Here is an 18,165-nt window from a genome sequence, read left to right as displayed (position 1 = left end):
ACTGAACAGACGCACTATTTAGATTTGTATGGGGCTGGTTAAGAGTCATTTTTATGGTTCCTGCCCTCGCTTTTTTTTCCTGCGAGCCGCAGCCAAAGCCCCGATACCCAGGATAGTCCCGAACACTGTGACTGGTTCGGGGACTGGTTCGGGGACTGGTTCGGGGACTGGTGCGGGGACTGGTTCGGGGACTAACTCAGCCGACACGGTGAAGTCTTTGAAGTCAAGCTGGGTTCCTGGTTGGGCATCGTCGAAGGAGATTTTTGTTGGGCCCTTAGCCAGTTGGGCCTTTGTGAGCGATGAAAATTGCTCTGGGCCTTTACCGCCGTTGATGTTTGCAAATGAGTCGCTGGAGTTGTAGTCGAGCATAAAGTCGTCACCAAACACAGCAAGCTGACATCCCGCCACCAGACATTCATCTCTTCGGAACTGGGTGCCGGCGGCCCACCATAGGGTGCTGTTCATGAAGGTACTCGACGAGACGTATTGCTCGAAAGGCTTGCCGCTACCCGTGTCGCTCCACAGCAGCAGGGCATAAATTTGATCCTTCAAAAATTTGAAGGTTTGGGTGATGGAGCCGTTTTCGGAGGTGACTGCGTTGCCGAAGGTTCCTTCCCAGTTGTTGGCAGAGCCGTTATCTGAGGGTTTAGTCTCCTTAAACAGTTCGTAGATGTTGGTGTAGCCATTGTTTCCTGACTCAGCTTTGGCCACCCACAAGCTGGACTGGTAAGGGCTGTGAGATTGCTCGAAGGTAAAGTTTATACTGGTATCTTCCTCGAACTGGATGCCGGTCGTGCCAAACGTGAAAGCTCGGACGGGCGTGCAGATGCTGAGCAACATTGTGGTTGCCAAGCTGGCGACTGTAAAAGATGTTTTTTTGACTAGCGTTAAGGTAGTCATAACCCTGATTCCTCCAGTATTGTTACGTAGTAAGGCGCAAAATGCCATGTTGCCGTGACGCGAATCGACGATCGCGAGCCTGCTATATTTAGGACGATCGTCAAACCTAAAGAAGAGGCTCCACACCAGTGAATCTACCCACAGATCTCACTTAAGGGTGTTTTGGAGTAAATGAGTGCTTCTTCTAAGAGTTTTCACTTACACCAGATTGCCACAGTTTCATCTGTAAGAGCAAGATTTTTATCCTGCTTAGGCTTCCAACCTACTACATTTACTTCGTTGCGGTAACTGTCTAAAGTTGAGTACAAGACTTGTAAATATTGGCTTTCATCAAAAATACATAAAATTTTTAATCGAGCTTTATGAAGCTTTGGTAAAGTTCATCCATAAAATATAAAGTTTTTGAGAGAAAGTCGGCTGTTGGGTTCGTTGCTCCTGAAAGCGCGCTGCAAGCTGCTCGGCAGATGCAGAAAGCAGCGGCGGCTACCGCGAGTAGGGATGTGAGCGAGTTTTTTGCCACTCTAAGCAAGCTGTATAACAGGCGATCGGTACTTACGTAGTTTTGACTAAAATTCCGAGTTTTTTAAACCCCTCACCCTCGCATTCCGCGCCATATTTTCCCCCACAGTCCCGGACGCTTTAACCTGGTTTTTTAAGGTAATTGGATCATCGAAGCATTGAAAGTCAAAAAAAGAAACTAAGTTTCCTTTCCCGCGCCTGACTTCTAGTAAAAAAAACTGTTTTTACGTAAATCATATTAATTAAAAACCTACATTTCCTTTTTCATTTATAATTATTCTGTCACCCAAAATAGACGGCTCCTATTGACATGAGGAATTTTTAGGAGTAAATATAGGAGAAATAAATACGATCGCACTTTAAGCACAATCTTTAAACACAATGACACCCAACAAACTACATTTGCTCGGATGGTTATTCCTTGTTGGCTGGCTGAGTGCAGGGGCGGGTTCGGCAAACGCGCAACCCATCGCCCCCGCAGCGGACGGCACTAACACAGTTGTTACTCCCAACGGCAACCGCTACGACATTTCCGGGGGGTCTTTCAGCGGAGATGGGGCTAATCTTTTTCACAGTTTTACTCAGTTTGGCCTCAGCGAGGCTCAAACGGCTAACTTTCTGACCAATCCCAATATTCAAAATATTTTGGGAAGGATTACTGGGGGTAATCCTTCTTTAATAAATGGCTTAATTCAAGTTACGGGAGGGAATTCCAATTTATTTTTGATGAATCCTGCCGGCATAATTTTCGGGCCGAATGCCAGTCTCAACGTGCCGGGATCTTTTAATGCGACTACGGCGACAGGGATTGGTTTTGGGAACAATCAGTGGTTTAGTGCGATCGGCAATAACAATTGGGCAACTTTCATCGGAACACCGAATAGTTTTGCGTTTACAAATTTGCCAGGGGGAAGCATTGTTAATGCAGGCAATCTGACTGTGACACCAGGTCAAAGTTTAAGTTTGATCGGCGGTACGGTTGTCAATACGGGTCAGGTAACTGCGCCTAGCGGCAATATTCTCATCAGCGCCGTACCGGGTAACAATTTGGTGCGGATTACTCAAGCTGGAAATTTATTGAGTTTGGATATTCAGCCGACAGCAAATCAAAGTTCGCTGCCGAACAATTGGACGCAGCCAGTGTTATCTTTGCCGGAGTTGCTGACTGGACAAGGTGTGGCACAGGCGACGGGTTTGAGGGTAAATCCCAATGGGGAAATTGTGTTGACGGGGAATGCTGCTGTGCCGGTAACTGCGGCAACGGCGATCGCATCCGGCAGTGTCAATGTCTCTGGCAACACTGGCGGTACTGTAAATATTTTAGGCGACAAAGTAGGAGTTATTGCAGGCAATATCAATGCTTCTGGGATTAACGGTGGCGGTAATGTACTGATTGGCGGAGATTATCAGGGTTTGGGGACGGTGCCCAGTGCTTCGCGGACTTTTGTTAGCAGCAACTCGACGATTAATGCTGATGCTGTTAGTAATGGGAATGGCGGGCGAGTCATAGTTTGGGCTGATGAAACTACTCGCTTTAATGGCAATATTACGGCCAGAGGTGGCTTGTTTTCTGGGAATGGCGGCTTTGTGGAAGTGTCGGGAAAGCAATCGCTGGATTTTCAAGGATTAGTTGATTTGCGATCGACCTTTGGGATTGCTGGCACCTTATTATTAGATCCTACTAATATTATTATTAGTACAGGTGCGGAGACAGGCGGCATTTTAGCAGGGGGAGCATTTACGCCCTCTGCTGCTACTTCTACAATTAATAATGGGACGCTGCAAACACAGCTAGGTTTGGGAAATGTGACTATTTCCACTGCATCGGATTTTCCGAGCCAAGGTAATATTACAGTCAACGCTCCGATTTCTTGGGCTAATAGTAATTCCTTGACTCTGAATGCTAATAATAATATTGCTGTTAATAACAATATCACAAGTCAGGGAGGAAATATTACTCTGAATGCTGATAGTGATAATCTAAACGGTGGTGGTGTCCGTATCGTAGGTTCGACGATCGATACTAATGGTGGTAATTTCCTGGGTAATGGTCAGGGGAGCATCGGGGAGGGAATCATTGTCCAGAACAGCACAATTAATGCCGGAAATGGAAACATTGACCTGAATGGTATTGGTGGCTTAGGTTTTTTCGGCGGAGGAGACGGTGGGGCCGTATTATACAGTAATGGTATTTCGATTGGCGCTAGCACACTACAAACTACTGGCAGCGGCAATATTACTCTCAACGGTACTGGCGGAACCGAACTCACCCCCGAAGGTATTGTTGTTACAGGTACATCTAAGGTGACTTCAGCTAATGGAAATATCAGCCTCACTGGCACAGGTGGAACTGGAAGCGGCAGCAACGGGATTAACATTAATACCACCAGCACAGTGGAATCGATCGGAACAGGGAGTATTACTTTCAACGGTACTGGCGGAAACGGGATAGATGATAATAAAGGGATATCTATTGACAGCAGTACAGTGCGATCGGCTGGGGGAAATGTCAGCCTGACTGGAACAGGTGCGGGGACAGGAATCCAAAATAGAGGCGTTAATCTAAACAACGCTACAGTGGAGTCAACGGCGGGGAACGGGACTGTCACCATCACCGGGACTGGGGGAAATGGGACGAGTGGCAATCAAGGGATAAGGCATTTGGGCAGCACGGTAAAATCCCAGAATGGAGATATCGCCCTAACTGGAACAGGTCAGGGGAGCGCGGACAACAACAGCGGTATTTTGGTGGGAGGGCTGGTGGAGTCCACAGGCACCGGGAATGTGACTCTGAGGGGTGTTGGCGGCAATGGGACTAATTCCAATGAAGGGATATTCATGGGCGCCACAGTGAAAGCGCTCTCTGGAAATATCAGTCTGACTGGTACAGGTGGTGGGACAGGGGCTTTCAACGAGGGTATAGAGATATCTAACGGTTTTATCCAAACCGCAGGCTTGGGAAAGGTGACGTTGACGGGGACGGGTAGTGCAGGCACGGGCAGTAATTCCGGAATCAGGCTCAGCGATAGCGGGGTACGATCGGAGAATGGAGATATTGTTTTAACCGGTACGGGTGTAGGTGCAGCACTTAACAGCTACGGCATTCACTTCCTCACGTTCGAGGATAGTAGCAGCGTGCAAGCTATGGGAACGGGTAAGATTAGTCTCACGGGAAAGGCTAACAACAATTCCATTCCAATTAACCTCACCGAGGACGCTGTGATTGACGCAACTTTAGGCGGCAATGTCACTTTGACTGGCGATGAAATTCAATTGTCAGGAACAATTCAAGTTAAAGGTACTGCGACTATCCAGTTGCAGCCGCTTACTCCCACTTTAGATATTACTGTGGGCGGTAATACTGCGGACGCTCGTTTGAATCTCAGCAGTGCTGAACTGGCACCTCCGTTTTTAAATGGGTTTTCCCAAATGATTATCGGGCGCACGGATGGGACGGGGAATATCGCAATTGACCCCGCTGGTGTTACTTTTAATTTCCCCGTCACAATGCAAGCTAGCACAATTGCAGTGAATGGAAACATTACAGGCGAAAACAACGCTTCAATTACTTTTAATGCTCCAACGACTAACTTAAACGCAAATATTCTTACCAACGAACAGAATATTACCTTTGGTGGCAAAGTCTCTCTCACTCCAAATTCTAATGTCACTCTCAATACTGGCTTAACGGATGCAGGCGACATTAATTTTGGGGGAACGGTTGACGGCGATGGCAACCTAATTTTGACTACGGGAACAGGCGTTATTAATGTCAACGGGCCCATTGGAAATACAGTACCTTTACGTTCCCTGAAAACAATCAATTCTTTCGATGTTAAGAGTCCGATCGATTTTTCGATTGAAACTACAGGCAATATTACCGTTGGTAGTATGAGAAATCCTGGACGGGCGATCGCCCTTACCAGCACTAATGGGGATATTGATACGACTGCAGGGGCAATTGATACCACATCCAGTACCGGAAATGGTGGCCCGATCGCACTCAGTGCCAACAATATTACAGCTAGTAATCTTAACTCCAGTTCCACTGCTGGTAATGGCGGAAAAATCACCCTCACAGGTCAAACAGGCAACATTTTTGCATACTCAGGAGTAGTTAATTCTAGCTCTAGTTCCGGTGCCAGTGGAGATATCGCGATCGCAACTCCCAATGAAGTTGGGATAAATAGCATTGATGCTAATGGATTGCCCGGTACTGGAAATATTAGCATTAGCGGCAATGAGATTGGCTTTTCGGGAGCAGGTTTCGCGCAGAGTAAAGGGAGTTTTTCAGTTCAGCCGTTGTCGCCAAATGTCGGAATCCGCTTCCAGGCTGGACTTGGTGATGATCCGCAGGCGATCGATATAGGATCACCGTTTTTATCCTCTTTGCGTAATGGCTTTAGTGCCATTGTTTTTGGAGGGAACACTACTACAGGCAATATCACTGTAGAGAATTTGCCAGTATCTTTTGCAGATCCTGTGACTTTCAATACTCAAGGCGCTATTTTTGTCAATCCCAATCAATCCATTTCGGGAACTGATAATGCTTCAATTACTCTCAATGCTACAACTAATAACCTGAACGGCAATATTACCACCCAATCTCAAAATATCACAATTAACGGGAATACCTTAGTTGGAGATAGCGTCTTAGTCAGCAATGGCAATTCAGCAGGTGGCAATATTCTGTTTAACAATAACATTGATGGCACTGGCAATCTCACTTTAGAAACAGGTACTGGAAAAATTGAGGTTAAAGGTTTGATCGGCGACGCGACAGTATTAGGAATAGGAAATCTTACCGTCAACAGTGCTGGTTCAACTACATTTAATGCTGTCAAGGCTACCAGTTTCACCACACATCCTGGCGGTACAACCGAACTTAAGGGCGATGTCACTACAACTGGCAGTCAAACTTATGGAGATGCAGTTACAATTGCCAACAATCCGATTCTCGTAGGCAGCGAAATTACTTTCAACGATACTGTTAACGGCACCAGCGATTTGACTGTGAAGGCGGTTAGCGGTGATGTTACATTTAATGGTGCAGTTGGTGCTGCAAGTGCGATCGGCAAATTAACAGCTAACTCTACAGGAACAACCGCATTTAATCAAACAGTCAATGCCGCGAGTTTGACTACAGATGCTGGCGGCACAACTCAACTCAAGGGAAATGTGACTACAACTGGCAGTCAAACTTATGGAGATGCAGTTACAATTGCCAACAATCCAATTCTTTCAGGCAGCGAAATTACTTTCAACGATACTGTAGACGGAATCAGCGATTTAACTGTGAATGGGGGTACGGGTAATCTTACATTCAATGGTGCAGTTGGTGCTGTAACTCCGATCGGCAAATTAACAGCTAACTCTACAGGAACAACCGCATTTAATCAAACAGTCAATGCCACGAGTTTGACTACAGATGCTGGCGGCACAACTCAACTCAATGGCAATGTGACGACAACTGGCAGTCAAACCTACGGAGATGCAGTTACAATTGCCAATAATCCGATTCTTTTAGGTGACAGCATTACTTTCAATAATACTGTTGATGGTACCAGCGATTTGACTGTGAAGGCCGCTAGCGGTAATCTTACCTTCAAAAGTGCGATCGGCGAAACAACTCCTCTCACAAGTTTAACTGCCAACAGCAAGATATCTTTAGGGGGCAATGTCACCACCACCGACAGTCAAACTTATGCAGATGCAGTGACTGTTGCCCCAAAGTCGGTGTTTTCAGGCAGCGAAGTTACTCTCAACAAGACAGTTGACGTAGCTGGCAATCTCGGTATTGATGCTGATAATGTTAATCTCAAAGGAACTGTAACAACCACCAATGAAGGCACACTCACAATTACCAATAAGGTGAATCTCAATATTGAGAAAAACCTGAACTTAGACGGTGCCTTTATTCAAAATGGCGGGGGTAATGTTGCGGTGAGCGGAAATATCACCACAACTAATGATAACATTAGTTTTAGCGACCCGGTGACATTAAAAGCTCCTGTAAGTTTTACGCTGGGAGATGCAACTATTGCTTTCGGTTCTACTTTATCGGCCGGTAGTAACCCGCTGAATTTAACAGCAGGTGAAATTGATTTTTCTGGAAACGTTTCTGGTACGGGCGCGTTAACGCTGCAACCCGCAACAGCAGGACAAAATATTGTTGTTGGCGGAACTGATAACAATACTAGCGCTTTAGATTTGACTGCATCGGAACTTAATTTAATTCAAAATGGATTTAGCTCGATCGCGATCGGGCGTTCGGATAGCAGTGCTAATATTAGTATTCCCTTTAATCTCACATTTTTAGATCCAGTAAATATTCAAACGGGAACTGGTACGATCGCACTTGATGGCACTATTACCGGCAATGACAACAGCAGCATTGCTCTCAAGGCTGCCACAATTAATTTGAATTATGGCATCAATACCAATAAAAATCCGATCAGTCTCAACGGCACTGTCACACTCGGCAACGATATTAATCTCAGTAGCAGCGGCGGAGATATTAAGATAACTGGTGCGATAGACGGTAATCATTTGTTGAACTTAGATGCGGCTACAGGCAATGTGCTGGTACAAGGAAATATCGGAGGAACAGCACCACTTTCTGTTTTGAATGTTACCGCAACGCAGGCGGAATTCACTAACGGTAATATTGCGAGCAATTCTGGTTTTAATATTGCCGCTGCCAGCACTAAGTTGGGTGGCAATGTTACTACTAATAATGGCAATATCAATATTAACGGTCTTCTCGGGTTGACGAAAGATGCGATATTGAGTACGGCAGGGGGAAATATTGCCTTCGGAGATGCGATCGACAGTATTGATGCGGCCCGCAACTTAACTCTAGCCTCCGGTAGCGGCAGCATCACTTTCAACGGTTCGGTGGGTGCCATCAGCAAGTTAGGAAATCTTGCGATCGAAAATGCTGGTAATGTGACAGGAAACTCGACAATTAACGCGCAACAATTGACAGCACTAAACACGGAAAAAGTCAATTTATCGGGAGATGTCACCGCCGCCAAAGTCGATATTACTGCCAAGGGCGATATAAGTGTTAAAAATATTACTACTAATGGCGGAGAAATTCTATTTACAAGCGGTAACAATTTCACCGCAGGCAATTTGAATACATTGGCAAACAGTGGCGGCAACATAACTGTTAAGGCGATAACTTCAATTACAACCGGACAAATTAACTCTAGCGGTATAGTCGGAAATGCCGGCAATGTGTTCTTAGATCCGATCGGCGATATTCAAGTAGAGTTTATCAATGCCCAAGGCGGTACAGGCAGCACCGGTGGCGAGGTGACAGCAATAACAGGCAATTTTTTCCGCGCTACGGGTACTTTTTCCACCCCACTGTCGCCCACGGGATTTGCTAGCATTTCTACTGCTGGCGGCGCCGGTGGTGGCAAAATTACAATTGTGCACGCTGGGGGAGATGGAGGGACGCCGATTCAACCGTTTGTGGTGGGGGATGCTGCTAGCAACGGTACGGCGGGTGCAATTACAACGGGACAATCTACCATTACATCGCAGTCGTTTCCGCGTTCTAGTAGTGTGGGTAATATTGTGTTTTCGACTGACGACGCGATCGATCCGACGCCAACGCCAACTCCAACTCCGGTAGTAACTCCAACTCCCACTCCGAGTGAAACTCCAACTCCGGTAGTAACTCCAACTCCCACTCCGAGTGAAACTCCAACTCCGGTAGTAACTCCAACTCCGACTCCGAGTGAAACTCCAACTCCGGTAGTAACTCCAACTCCGACTCCGAATGAAACTCCAACTCCGGTACTAACTCCGACTCCCACTCCAAGTGTCACTCCCACTCCGGTACTAACTCCGACTCCCACTCCAGTTGTCACTCCAACTCCGGTACTAACTCCAACTCCCACTCCAGGTGTCACTCCAACTCCGACTCCGAGTGAAACTCCAACTCCGGTAGTAACTCCAACTCCGACTCCGAGTGAAACTCCCACTCCGCTAGTAACTCCAACTCCCACTCCAAGTGTCACTCCAACTCCGGTAGTAACTCCAACTCCGACTCCGAGTGAAACTCCCACTCCGCTAGTAACTCCCAATCCCACTCCAAGTGTCACTCCCAATCCCACTCCAAGTGTCACTCCCACTCCAAGTGTCACTCCCAATCCCACTCCAAGTGTCACTCCCACTCCCGCTCCGAGTGTCACTCCCACTCCAAGTGTCACTCCCACTCCGATCGATCCTACGGAAATACAAGTGCCCGGACCTGTGACAGCAACAACATCGCCCACAGCCGCAGATACACCCGCACCGCAAGGAGAATCTTCAACCCCTGATTCAGAAGACTTTCAACCCCCGAAAACTCCACCGCTAGACAATCCCGGTGTTGCTGCTACCGATCGAGTTTTAACCATCGATCAAAGTATCACCAGTCAATTACCCGCGGACATCGTACCGTCCCCACCAGAATCAAAACAACCACCAACAGTCAATCCTACTTCTAATTTAGTTCTGGGATATGTTCCGTCTCCCGATGGACTTTTTGAAGCTAACGACATACAGAACATAGTCTGGCGAATCGAAGAAATGAGGAATCAAGAATTTGGAGAATACCTGGGGGTAAAAGCCAATCTCCCAGAGGAAAAACTCTTGATTTCGACATTCCAACAAACCTTACAAAATATTGAACAGCAAACCGGCAAGCGGTCTGGTATTATCTACATAGTCTCGCGAGAAGATCGACTGGAACTAATTTTAGTTCCTCCGGTCGGCCGGCCGATTCACTACAGCGTCCCCGAAGCCAACAGAGCAGCTCTTTTCCCTACCGTCCAGGAGTTGCGAGCTGAAATCACCAATCCTGCAAAACGCGCTAGTACCAGTTATCTACCCGCAGCCCAGCAACTATATAAATGGGCGATCGCACCCCTAGAAAAAGACTTAGAAAACTTAGGAATTCAGACTTTGTTACTGTCAGTCGATGCGGGATTGCGAAGCCTGCCCTTTGCGGCTTTGCACGACGGTAAAGGCTTCTTGATTGAAAAATACAGTTTCAGCCTAATTCCCAGTTTTAGTTCGACTAATACCGATTATAAAGCTGTTAGAGACGCCACAGTGCTAGCAATGGGAAGGTCAGAATTTGTTGACCAACAGCCCTTGCCCAATGTGCCGATCGAATTGCAGGCGATTTCGGCTCAGTGGCAGAGCCCATCTTTCCTCAATTCTACTTTCACTTTAGATAATCTCAAGTCGGAACACACCAAGGGAGGATTTCGGATCGTTCACCTAGCAACTCACGCTGAATTCAAACCGGGAAAAGCGAGCAATTCCTACATTCAAATGTGGAATTCCAAATTGCAGCTCGATCGCATGGAGAGTTTGAATTGGCGAAATCCGCAGGTAGACTTGTTAGTATTAAGTGCTTGTAGAACTGCTATGGGCGATCGGGAAGCAGAGTTAGGTTTTGGAGGTTTAGCAGTAAAATCCGGCGCGAAATCTGCTTTAGGGAGTTTGTGGTATGTTGACGATGGAGGCACTTTGGGGCTGATGAGCGAATTTTACCACCAGTTGCGAGGAACCACAACTAAGGCAGAAGCTTTGCAACTGGCTCAACAAGCAATAATGTCCGGTAAAGTACGACTGGAAAACGGACAGTTAGTAACAACAGGCGGCAAGTTAAATTTACCTGCTAATTTACAACAAACAAACCAAAATTTTTCTCATCCTTACTATTGGAGCAGTTTCACCATGATCGGAAGCCCTTGGTAAGCTGCTATTTTTATCTTTCATTCTCCGCTTCTTAGGGACGAAAGTTTCTACAGTAGCGACAATGCCCGCTTGGGGTAGTTGGGGCGGTTCCCCCGTGGCTGCCCCAATTTCAACCCGCGATCGATCCAGGGGGTTTGGAACTCTCTTTCTGTTTCATCACGATCAAAGTAATATCATCAAAAACCTTCCGATCGCCAATATACTGCCGCACATCATCTATCACAGATTACCTAATGGCAATAGCAGGTAAGTAGACTTACCTGCTAATTTACAACAAGAAAAACAATAGTTTTCCGCTCTTTATTGCTGGAGTGTTTTCACGGTGAGAGTTTTTTTGTAACCCCCATATTTTAAGTAGCAAATTTGTTCGTTCAACAATCATCTCTAACCCGCAGATGCTCTATCTAGGGCTGCTTTGTCTCGGATTGGGTGCCGCAGTTCCGTAATTGACTCGACAGCCGATATTGAACAAACTCGAACTGCACTCAAGAGGGACAATCTGCTGATCGAGGAGGGCGCTGCAACTGACATACTCGTCGTTATTAGTATCTCTTACCATACATTCGATCGGGTTAGCTCCCGATCGCGCCGACCAACTCTTCATACCTACCACTGCAATCATATGCTGCCAGTAGAAAGCAAATAGCAAAACTCCCAAAAGTACAGCAACGGCTAATCCTGCTTTCAACTTCCAACTATTTAGGATGTTTCCCAAACTATTTTTCACGTTTTCCACTCCCGAAATTGAGCTTTCGGTAGTTATTTCGGGAGTTGTCAAGTTTGTTTGTGTTTGTTCTGCTGGAACTTCCGACATAATGTATCTCCTATGATTGCTGGGATTTGGCTAAGCGGGCAGTGGCGATCGCTATTGCAAACTCTATCAAATTTTAGCAAAACTAGCCAGTACCGACAACCGATTCGGGCAGCACCGCCGGGGAAGTAGGTATATTGACCAAGTGCGATCGCGATTTCTATGCCTTTTGAGGTATTGCCCAATTCGCGATCGGCTATTTGGCACCTAGGGAAATAGAATCGTTGGCGATGTTGTCGGAAAACGGCTCAAGTGAATCAGCTTTTTTACGAACCGCAGACGGCGCAGAGGGCGCAGAGAAAGAAAAAAGAGAGATATATTGACTTTCACCAATCATTTAGGGTTTCGATAGCAATTCTAATAACTCAGCTTCCGAAAGTAGTTCGATTCCCAAAGATTGAGCCTTTTCTAACTTAGAACCCGCATCTTCTCCCACAACAACATAATCAGTTTTAGCACTCACAGAACTTGTGACTTTCCCTCCAGCTTTTTGAATCAAATCTTTAGCTTCATCTCGTTTCAGAGTGGGTAAAGTTCCCGTCAGCACAAAAGTTTTGCCTGCAAATTGTAAATTTGTACTCGCTAAATTTTGATTTTTAACTTCTGACTGCAATTGCAATCCCGCAGTTTTCAACCGTGCAATTAAACTTTGATTTGCCGACACTCGAAACCACTGATAAACAGCTTGAGCAATTTCCGGCCCGATGCCGTAAACGCCCTCAATCGATGCCGCCGATACCGCTGCTAACTCTTCCACATTTGCAAACCTTTCTGCCAGCAATTGAGCATTCACACTGCCGACGTGGCGGATGCCCAAGCCGTAAAGTACCCGCGAATAAGGTTGATTTTTCGATTGGGCGATCGCACTTACCAACTTTTCTGCTAACTTCTTACCCATGCGTTCCAAACTCATCAATCTTTCCGCAGTCAAATCGTACAAATCCGCCGCAGAATGCACCAAATTGCTATCAACCATTTGCTGCACCAACTTTTCCCCAACACCGTTAATATCCAGAGCATCCCGGCTGCAAAAATGAATCAGCGAACCCCTCAAAATCGCTGGACAAGATGTATTGATGCAGCGAGTAACGGCCTCCCCCTTTTCCCGAACCACAGGCTGTTCGCATTCGGGACAGCAACTAGGCATTTGGAAAAGTTGAGCATTTTGGGGGCGAAGTTCTGGCAAAACTCGCACAACTTCTGGTATAATTTCCCCAGCTTTTTTAACAATTACAGTATCACCAATGTGGAGATTTAGGTCGGAAAGTCGATCGCTATTATGGAGAGAAGCCCGCGAAACCGTTGTCCCCGCCAACTGCACCGGTTTGAGTTCCGCTACAGGAGTCAGAGCCCCGGTTCTGCCTACTTGTACGGTGACAGCTTCTACTATTGTAGGGACTTCGGCAGCGGGATACTTCAGGGCGATCGCCCAACGCGGAAACCTCTGAGTAAAACCCAATTGTTTTTGCAGCAAAACCGAATTAATCTTAACAACAACCCCATCCGTCATGTAAGGCAAATTCCGCCGCTCAGTATCCCAATATTCGTAATACTCGCGAACCTCATCCAAAGCATAGCAAATTTTGCGATTGGGATTCACCTTAAACCCCATTCGTCGCAACAATTCCAACGAATCCCACTGCGTGTCACCCTCGTTACCCTGATCTAAATGCAGAGTATAAGCAAAGAAATCCAACCGTCGCTTATCCACAATTTTAGAATCCAACTGCCGCAGCGTACCTGCCGCAGCATTGCGAGGATTAGCAAACAATTGTTCCCCTGCTTTTTCCCGTTCCCGATTAATTTCCTCAAACACAGCTAAAGACAAAAAAGCCTCTCCCCGCACTTCCACAACAGGCGGCGGATTATCTAAATTGAGCTTTAAAGGAATCGAACGAATAGTCTTGACATTTTGAGTAATTTCCTCTCCGGCAATGCCGTCTCCCCGTGTCGCACCACGGACTAAAACTCCATTTTCATAGGTTAACGCTAAAGCAGAACCGTCAATTTTTAACTCGCAAACATAGGAAACCCCCCCCAACCCCCCCTTGCTAAGGGGGGGAGTAATTTCCGTGTTTTCCTGATTGCTAATGGAAGATGTTATTCCCTCTTGTCCCCCCCTTTGATAAGGGCGGGTTAGGGGGGGTGCATTTCCTTCTTGACCGGGGGTTAGGGGGGGCGCTACCCTTTGCCAGCGTTCCTGCCATTTAGCAAATTCCTCAAAATTAAAAGCATTTTCCAAACTGTAGAGAGGAATATTATGTTTGACGCTAAAAAATTGAGTAGCAGGCTGTTCTCCCACCCGCTGAGTCGGACTTTCGGCAGTAATTAATTCCGGATAATCTGATTCTAATTCTTGTAACTGGCGATAAAGTCGATCGTACACTTCATCTGGAATGATCGGCGCATCGAGAACATAATAAGCATAGCTAGCTTCCTGTAGCTGCTGCCTCAACTGTTGAATTTGCTGCTGAATTTCTGCTGCCATATCAATTTAAGGTTTTCGATTTTCGCTGTTAAATTTTTGATTATAACTCTTCATTTTAGCTCAAAAAAAAGGAGCAAGCAACCTATCTGCTGCCAGAGCCATTTTAGATTTGAGAGGATTAATCTCAATTTGAGCTAAAAACAAAGATCCAGCAACTAGAAAATCAAAACTTATCCTAATTATCACCCTGCCCAAAAACGGATAATTAATTTCCGACAGGAGTCGCCCGTCGGCCAAAATTTTCGACTCTTGTTCAACCTCCCAGATTCATCTATGGAGTAAATTTCAAATCCTTCGACTGATTGAAAGCCCAAAGTTGTGCCCAACATATCACACCGAATTCTCAATCTTAAAATCCACTGACTCGCCTTTATAGCTGCCGAATATTGGGCGTAAATCATCACAAATTCAAGTCTTCAAACTCGGAAAATTTCTTGTTTTCCCCGGACATGGAAGGTTGCAGATTCTCACTGTTTTTTTCGGCGCTCAAGTTGCTATTGGCGCGGGATTTGGTGAATTCTTGAGCGTTTGGCTTGGTGAAAGCGAGCGGTTCAGCGTGTTCAACTTGAAATACGTTGGCGTAGAGGTTGGCAATAATCTGTTTGCCTCCCTGGGTCAATTCCAAGTAGTTCAAAGCTGCTGGAATGTAAGGAAAAACTCCATTCCAATAAAACTTGGCGTAATTTTGTCGCAAATCTCCAGGAGACTTGTAGCCCAAGATTTTATTAGTGCCGACTTCCTCAAATTCGTAGAACAGGGCACTTATTTTTCGCAGGTAATTTGGGTCGCTCAACTGACCGATCAAATCGGCGGCTCTAGCGAGTCCAGAATAATTGTTTCTGTCTTGATGAGTTTCGCTAGCAGGAACTGGAAAGCGCGTCAATTCAATATTGCGCTTGATTTGTTCGGCATCAATTAATGTGTGGCCGCCGAAGCGTTCGTCAATTACGAGTTTTCCTCGATCGACATGATAAGGAGTTAAACTGGCAGAAGTTGCGCCGATCGGCACAGAAACCATGCCCCCGTCAATACCCGTAGCGTAGAGTCCCACAGCTTCTTGGTCTTGGCGACAAACACCTTTGACGTAGCCGATATCGTGGCACAGCAGCGAAATCAGGTAGTGCAGCCAATCTTCCGGCGACACTCCCCCTTCGCGAATATGCTTGCCGCGGAGAATCTCTTGTCCCACCAAAGCCACGAGCATTGTGTGTTCCACATTGTGGTACAGAGCATCGCAGTTAGCGATATTTTCCAGAGCCATAGTCCCTGCCCAGGCGATAATTTCAGGGTAGTCAGGCTTGTACTTGCCGTAGGTGCGACGGTAGCCGGCCTGCAGCTCTTGCACAAAAGCGTCAATCAGGATAGCAGTTGCATTGAACATCATAAATTCTCTCACTCAGGCTGTAGTTACAAACTTGATCGACAATATCTTGCATAGCTGAAAAAATAATCAATGGGCATTCCACCAGGTTTGACCCCTCGGCGTTAAATTTTAAATTTCAGCTAGCCTTGTAAAATCAGAAAATTACTTTTAGGCTATGCTTCCCAAGATAACCTAATTTCCGAAGCATCCGAACCAACAGATCGATTTTTCGGCATTAAATATTGGCGAAACAATTTACATCGTTTCACCGACTAATTATTAGAAGTCCTAGGTGTGAAAGTTATGAACTGTCTGTTTCGGAGTCTCTCCACTGCTGCCCTTCGCACTCGGCGGTCGATCGCCCCAAAATACCTAGGATTGTTTGCATTCACTGCTGTTTGCACTGCCACACCGGCAATGGGTGCCGAGCGAATTTACGTAACTTACGGGGCGCTAGAAGAATCAGTTCCCATCGAATCCCTGGCACTCTTCGCCCAAGAAGGCAAAATAGACTCGAACTTGGATGGCTTCGCTCAGTACATCAAAGAATCTCAGCTAGCTGAGATTCGCAGCGCCCTGCAAGCGAAAGCTGAAATCAGCCAGGTGACGATCGCCCAATTTCTCTACACACCTCAAGGAGAAGTGCTGCTGAGACGCTTAGGCCGAGTAATTCAAACCAAAGCTCGGCAGCCTGGATTTTATGCCATCCGAGCCGCCCTGATTTTAGCAGCCTCAGATCCAGAAGGCCTGACAATTCTCAACGTGCTGCGGAAATTCCCCACCTATGGCATCAGGATTGACATCGCCCGCGCCTTGGGTATCGCCAACGAGCTGACATCGCTGATCAACCGTTCCAATCAGACGATCGCCGGAGTCGCCCAGTTGTCCGAAGCACAAGCAGCCTCAGAACCCGCCATACCGCCCGCCGAAATGCTGCAGCCCCAGCTACCGGGCCCCTATACTTGGAAAAAATCATCGGTAACTGTGACGAGTCCAAATCGCCCTCGCACCTTTGATATGGACATTTACCTGCCGCAGGGCAGCCAGCAACCGGCCCCAGTAGTAGTAATTTCACACGGTTTAGGTTCTGATCGCCTTTCCTTCGAGTATTTAGCAAAACACCTAGCCTCCTACGGCTTTGCCGTCGCCGTCCCCGAACACCCCGGCAGCAACGCCCAACAAATCCAAAACTTAGTAACAGGCAGAGCCACTGAAGTAGCAGAACCAGCAGAATTTATCAACCGCCCCCTCGACATCAAAGACCTGCTCGATTATTTAACCAAACTTTCTACAACCGATCCGACCTACCAAGGGCAGCTCGACTTGCAGCGAGTCGGCGTCATCGGCCAGTCTTTCGGTGGCTATACGGCTTTAGCATTAGCCGGGGCGGGGATTAATTTTGCACAGCTAGACAATGATTGCCGGCTCGAAAACGATACTTGGAACCTCTCCCTACTGTTGCAGTGTCGCGCCCGCGGACTAGATCGCAACCAGTACAATTTCGACGACCCGCGCATCAAAGCTGTGATCGCCGTCAACCCGATCGTCAGCAGCATTCTTGGAGAAACAAACCTCAGCACAATCCAAATCCCAGTCATGGTAATCGCAGGCAGCGCCGATACCGTCGCCCCCGCTTTCCTCGAACAAATTCAACCGTTCACATGGCTGACATCGCTCAACAAATATCTGGTATTGATGATCAACGGGACTCACTTCTCAACGATCGAGGAATCCCCTCAAAGCCTCTTTTTGCCACCAGCAGAGGCGATCGGACCTGAGCCAGCTTTAGCCCGCCGCTACCTCAGCGGACTCAGCCTAGCTTTCATGGAAAGCTATTTGAACAACAAATCAAATTTCCGCCCGTATTTGGAGCCATCCTACGCTTTAAGCATCTCCAGAGACACTCTCGGACTGAGAATTTTGCGATCGCTCACCCCGCAGCAACTCCAGCAGTTCAGGATTTCTCCACCTCTTCGCAGGCCAGTCTCTCCACCTGTCCTCGCTCCTGTTCCTCTACCTTCTCCACCTCCCATAGCTCCCGTTCGTTAGGGTTGAGGTGCGCCGCGTGTGCACGCTGGCATATCTTTTCGCGATCGGGCGATGGCGTCCCGCCCCGCAAGCTACGGCCCTCTCTCTGCTTTCATCAGCTTTCCTAATCGCAGTCATCAGTTTAACTATCGCCACACCCCTTTACAAACGTTAACAATACCGTTAATAATAGAAACATCATCCGAACATTGACAACCAAATAAAGCAATCATAAACAAATGACAACAACCTTACAGCAACGCGAAAGCGCCAATGTCTGGGAACGCTTTT

General features: G+C 46.9%; 6 protein-coding genes. 2 read left to right on the top strand and 4 right to left on the bottom strand.

What is annotated here, in order from left to right; all coding sequences use genetic code 11:
- Positions 1 to 51 precede the first annotated feature (51 nt).
- Positions 52 to 900, bottom strand: a complete 849-nt coding sequence (locus tag QUA70_RS14710) for a PEP-CTERM sorting domain-containing protein (RefSeq protein ID WP_333348079.1) — start codon at positions 898 to 900, stop codon at positions 52 to 54.
- 900 nt (positions 901 to 1,800) lie between these two features.
- Here QUA70_RS14710 and QUA70_RS14705 point away from each other — a divergent pair.
- A complete protein-coding gene (locus QUA70_RS14705; RefSeq protein ID WP_333348082.1) occupies positions 1,801 to 11,184 on the top strand; it encodes a CHAT domain-containing protein in 9,384 nt (3,127 codons plus the stop codon).
- 400 nt (positions 11,185 to 11,584) lie between these two features.
- On the opposite strand, the gene QUA70_RS14700 is transcribed toward QUA70_RS14705, so the two are convergent.
- From QUA70_RS14700 to QUA70_RS14690, 3 genes are all read right to left on the bottom strand, one after another.
- Positions 11,585 to 11,998: a hypothetical protein gene (locus QUA70_RS14700; RefSeq protein WP_333326281.1), complete on the bottom strand. Its 414-nt coding sequence runs from the start codon at positions 11,996 to 11,998 to the stop codon at positions 11,585 to 11,587.
- Between the two features lie 334 nt (positions 11,999 to 12,332).
- Positions 12,333 to 14,483, bottom strand: a complete 2,151-nt coding sequence (gene ligA / locus QUA70_RS14695) for an NAD-dependent DNA ligase LigA (protein ID WP_333348085.1) — start codon at positions 14,481 to 14,483, stop codon at positions 12,333 to 12,335.
- A gap of 400 nt (positions 14,484 to 14,883) precedes the next feature.
- Entirely contained in the window at positions 14,884 to 15,864 is a 981-nt protein-coding gene (locus QUA70_RS14690; RefSeq protein ID WP_333326295.1) for an Npun_R2479 family HD domain-containing metalloprotein, read from the bottom strand.
- A 285-nt stretch (positions 15,865 to 16,149) separates the two neighbouring features.
- Between QUA70_RS14690 and QUA70_RS14685 the strand changes: the two genes are divergently transcribed.
- Positions 16,150 to 17,895 carry an alpha/beta hydrolase gene (locus QUA70_RS14685; protein WP_333348091.1) on the top strand — a complete coding sequence of 582 codons (1,746 nt, stop codon included), beginning with the start codon at positions 16,150 to 16,152 and terminating at the stop codon, positions 17,893 to 17,895.
- The last annotated feature ends 270 nt before the right edge of the window (positions 17,896 to 18,165 follow it).

Origin of the sequence: Microcoleus sp. LAD1_D5 (assembly GCF_036702115.1) — a bacterium.
In the GTDB taxonomy this organism is placed as follows: domain Bacteria; phylum Cyanobacteriota; class Cyanobacteriia; order Cyanobacteriales; family Microcoleaceae; genus Microcoleus.
The sequence above is the reverse complement of the archived record's forward strand: the minus strand, read 5'-3'. Positions and strand labels throughout refer to the sequence as shown.

Bases quoted from the DNA above. Each gene is read 5' to 3' on its own strand.
- QUA70_RS14685 (WP_333348091.1), top strand. From the start codon at position 16,150: ATGAACTGTCTGTTTCGGAGTCTCTCCACTGCTGCCCTTCGCACTCGG.
- QUA70_RS14690 (WP_333326295.1), bottom strand. From the start codon at position 15,864: ATGTTCAATGCAACTGCTATCCTGATTGACGCTTTTGTGCAAGAGCTG.
- QUA70_RS14710 (WP_333348079.1), bottom strand. From the start codon at position 900: ATGACTACCTTAACGCTAGTCAAAAAAACATCTTTTACAGTCGCCAGC.
- QUA70_RS14705 (WP_333348082.1), top strand. From the start codon at position 1,801: ATGACACCCAACAAACTACATTTGCTCGGATGGTTATTCCTTGTTGGC.
- ligA (WP_333348085.1), bottom strand. From the start codon at position 14,483: ATGGCAGCAGAAATTCAGCAGCAAATTCAACAGTTGAGGCAGCAGCTA.
- QUA70_RS14700 (WP_333326281.1), bottom strand. From the start codon at position 11,998: ATGTCGGAAGTTCCAGCAGAACAAACACAAACAAACTTGACAACTCCC.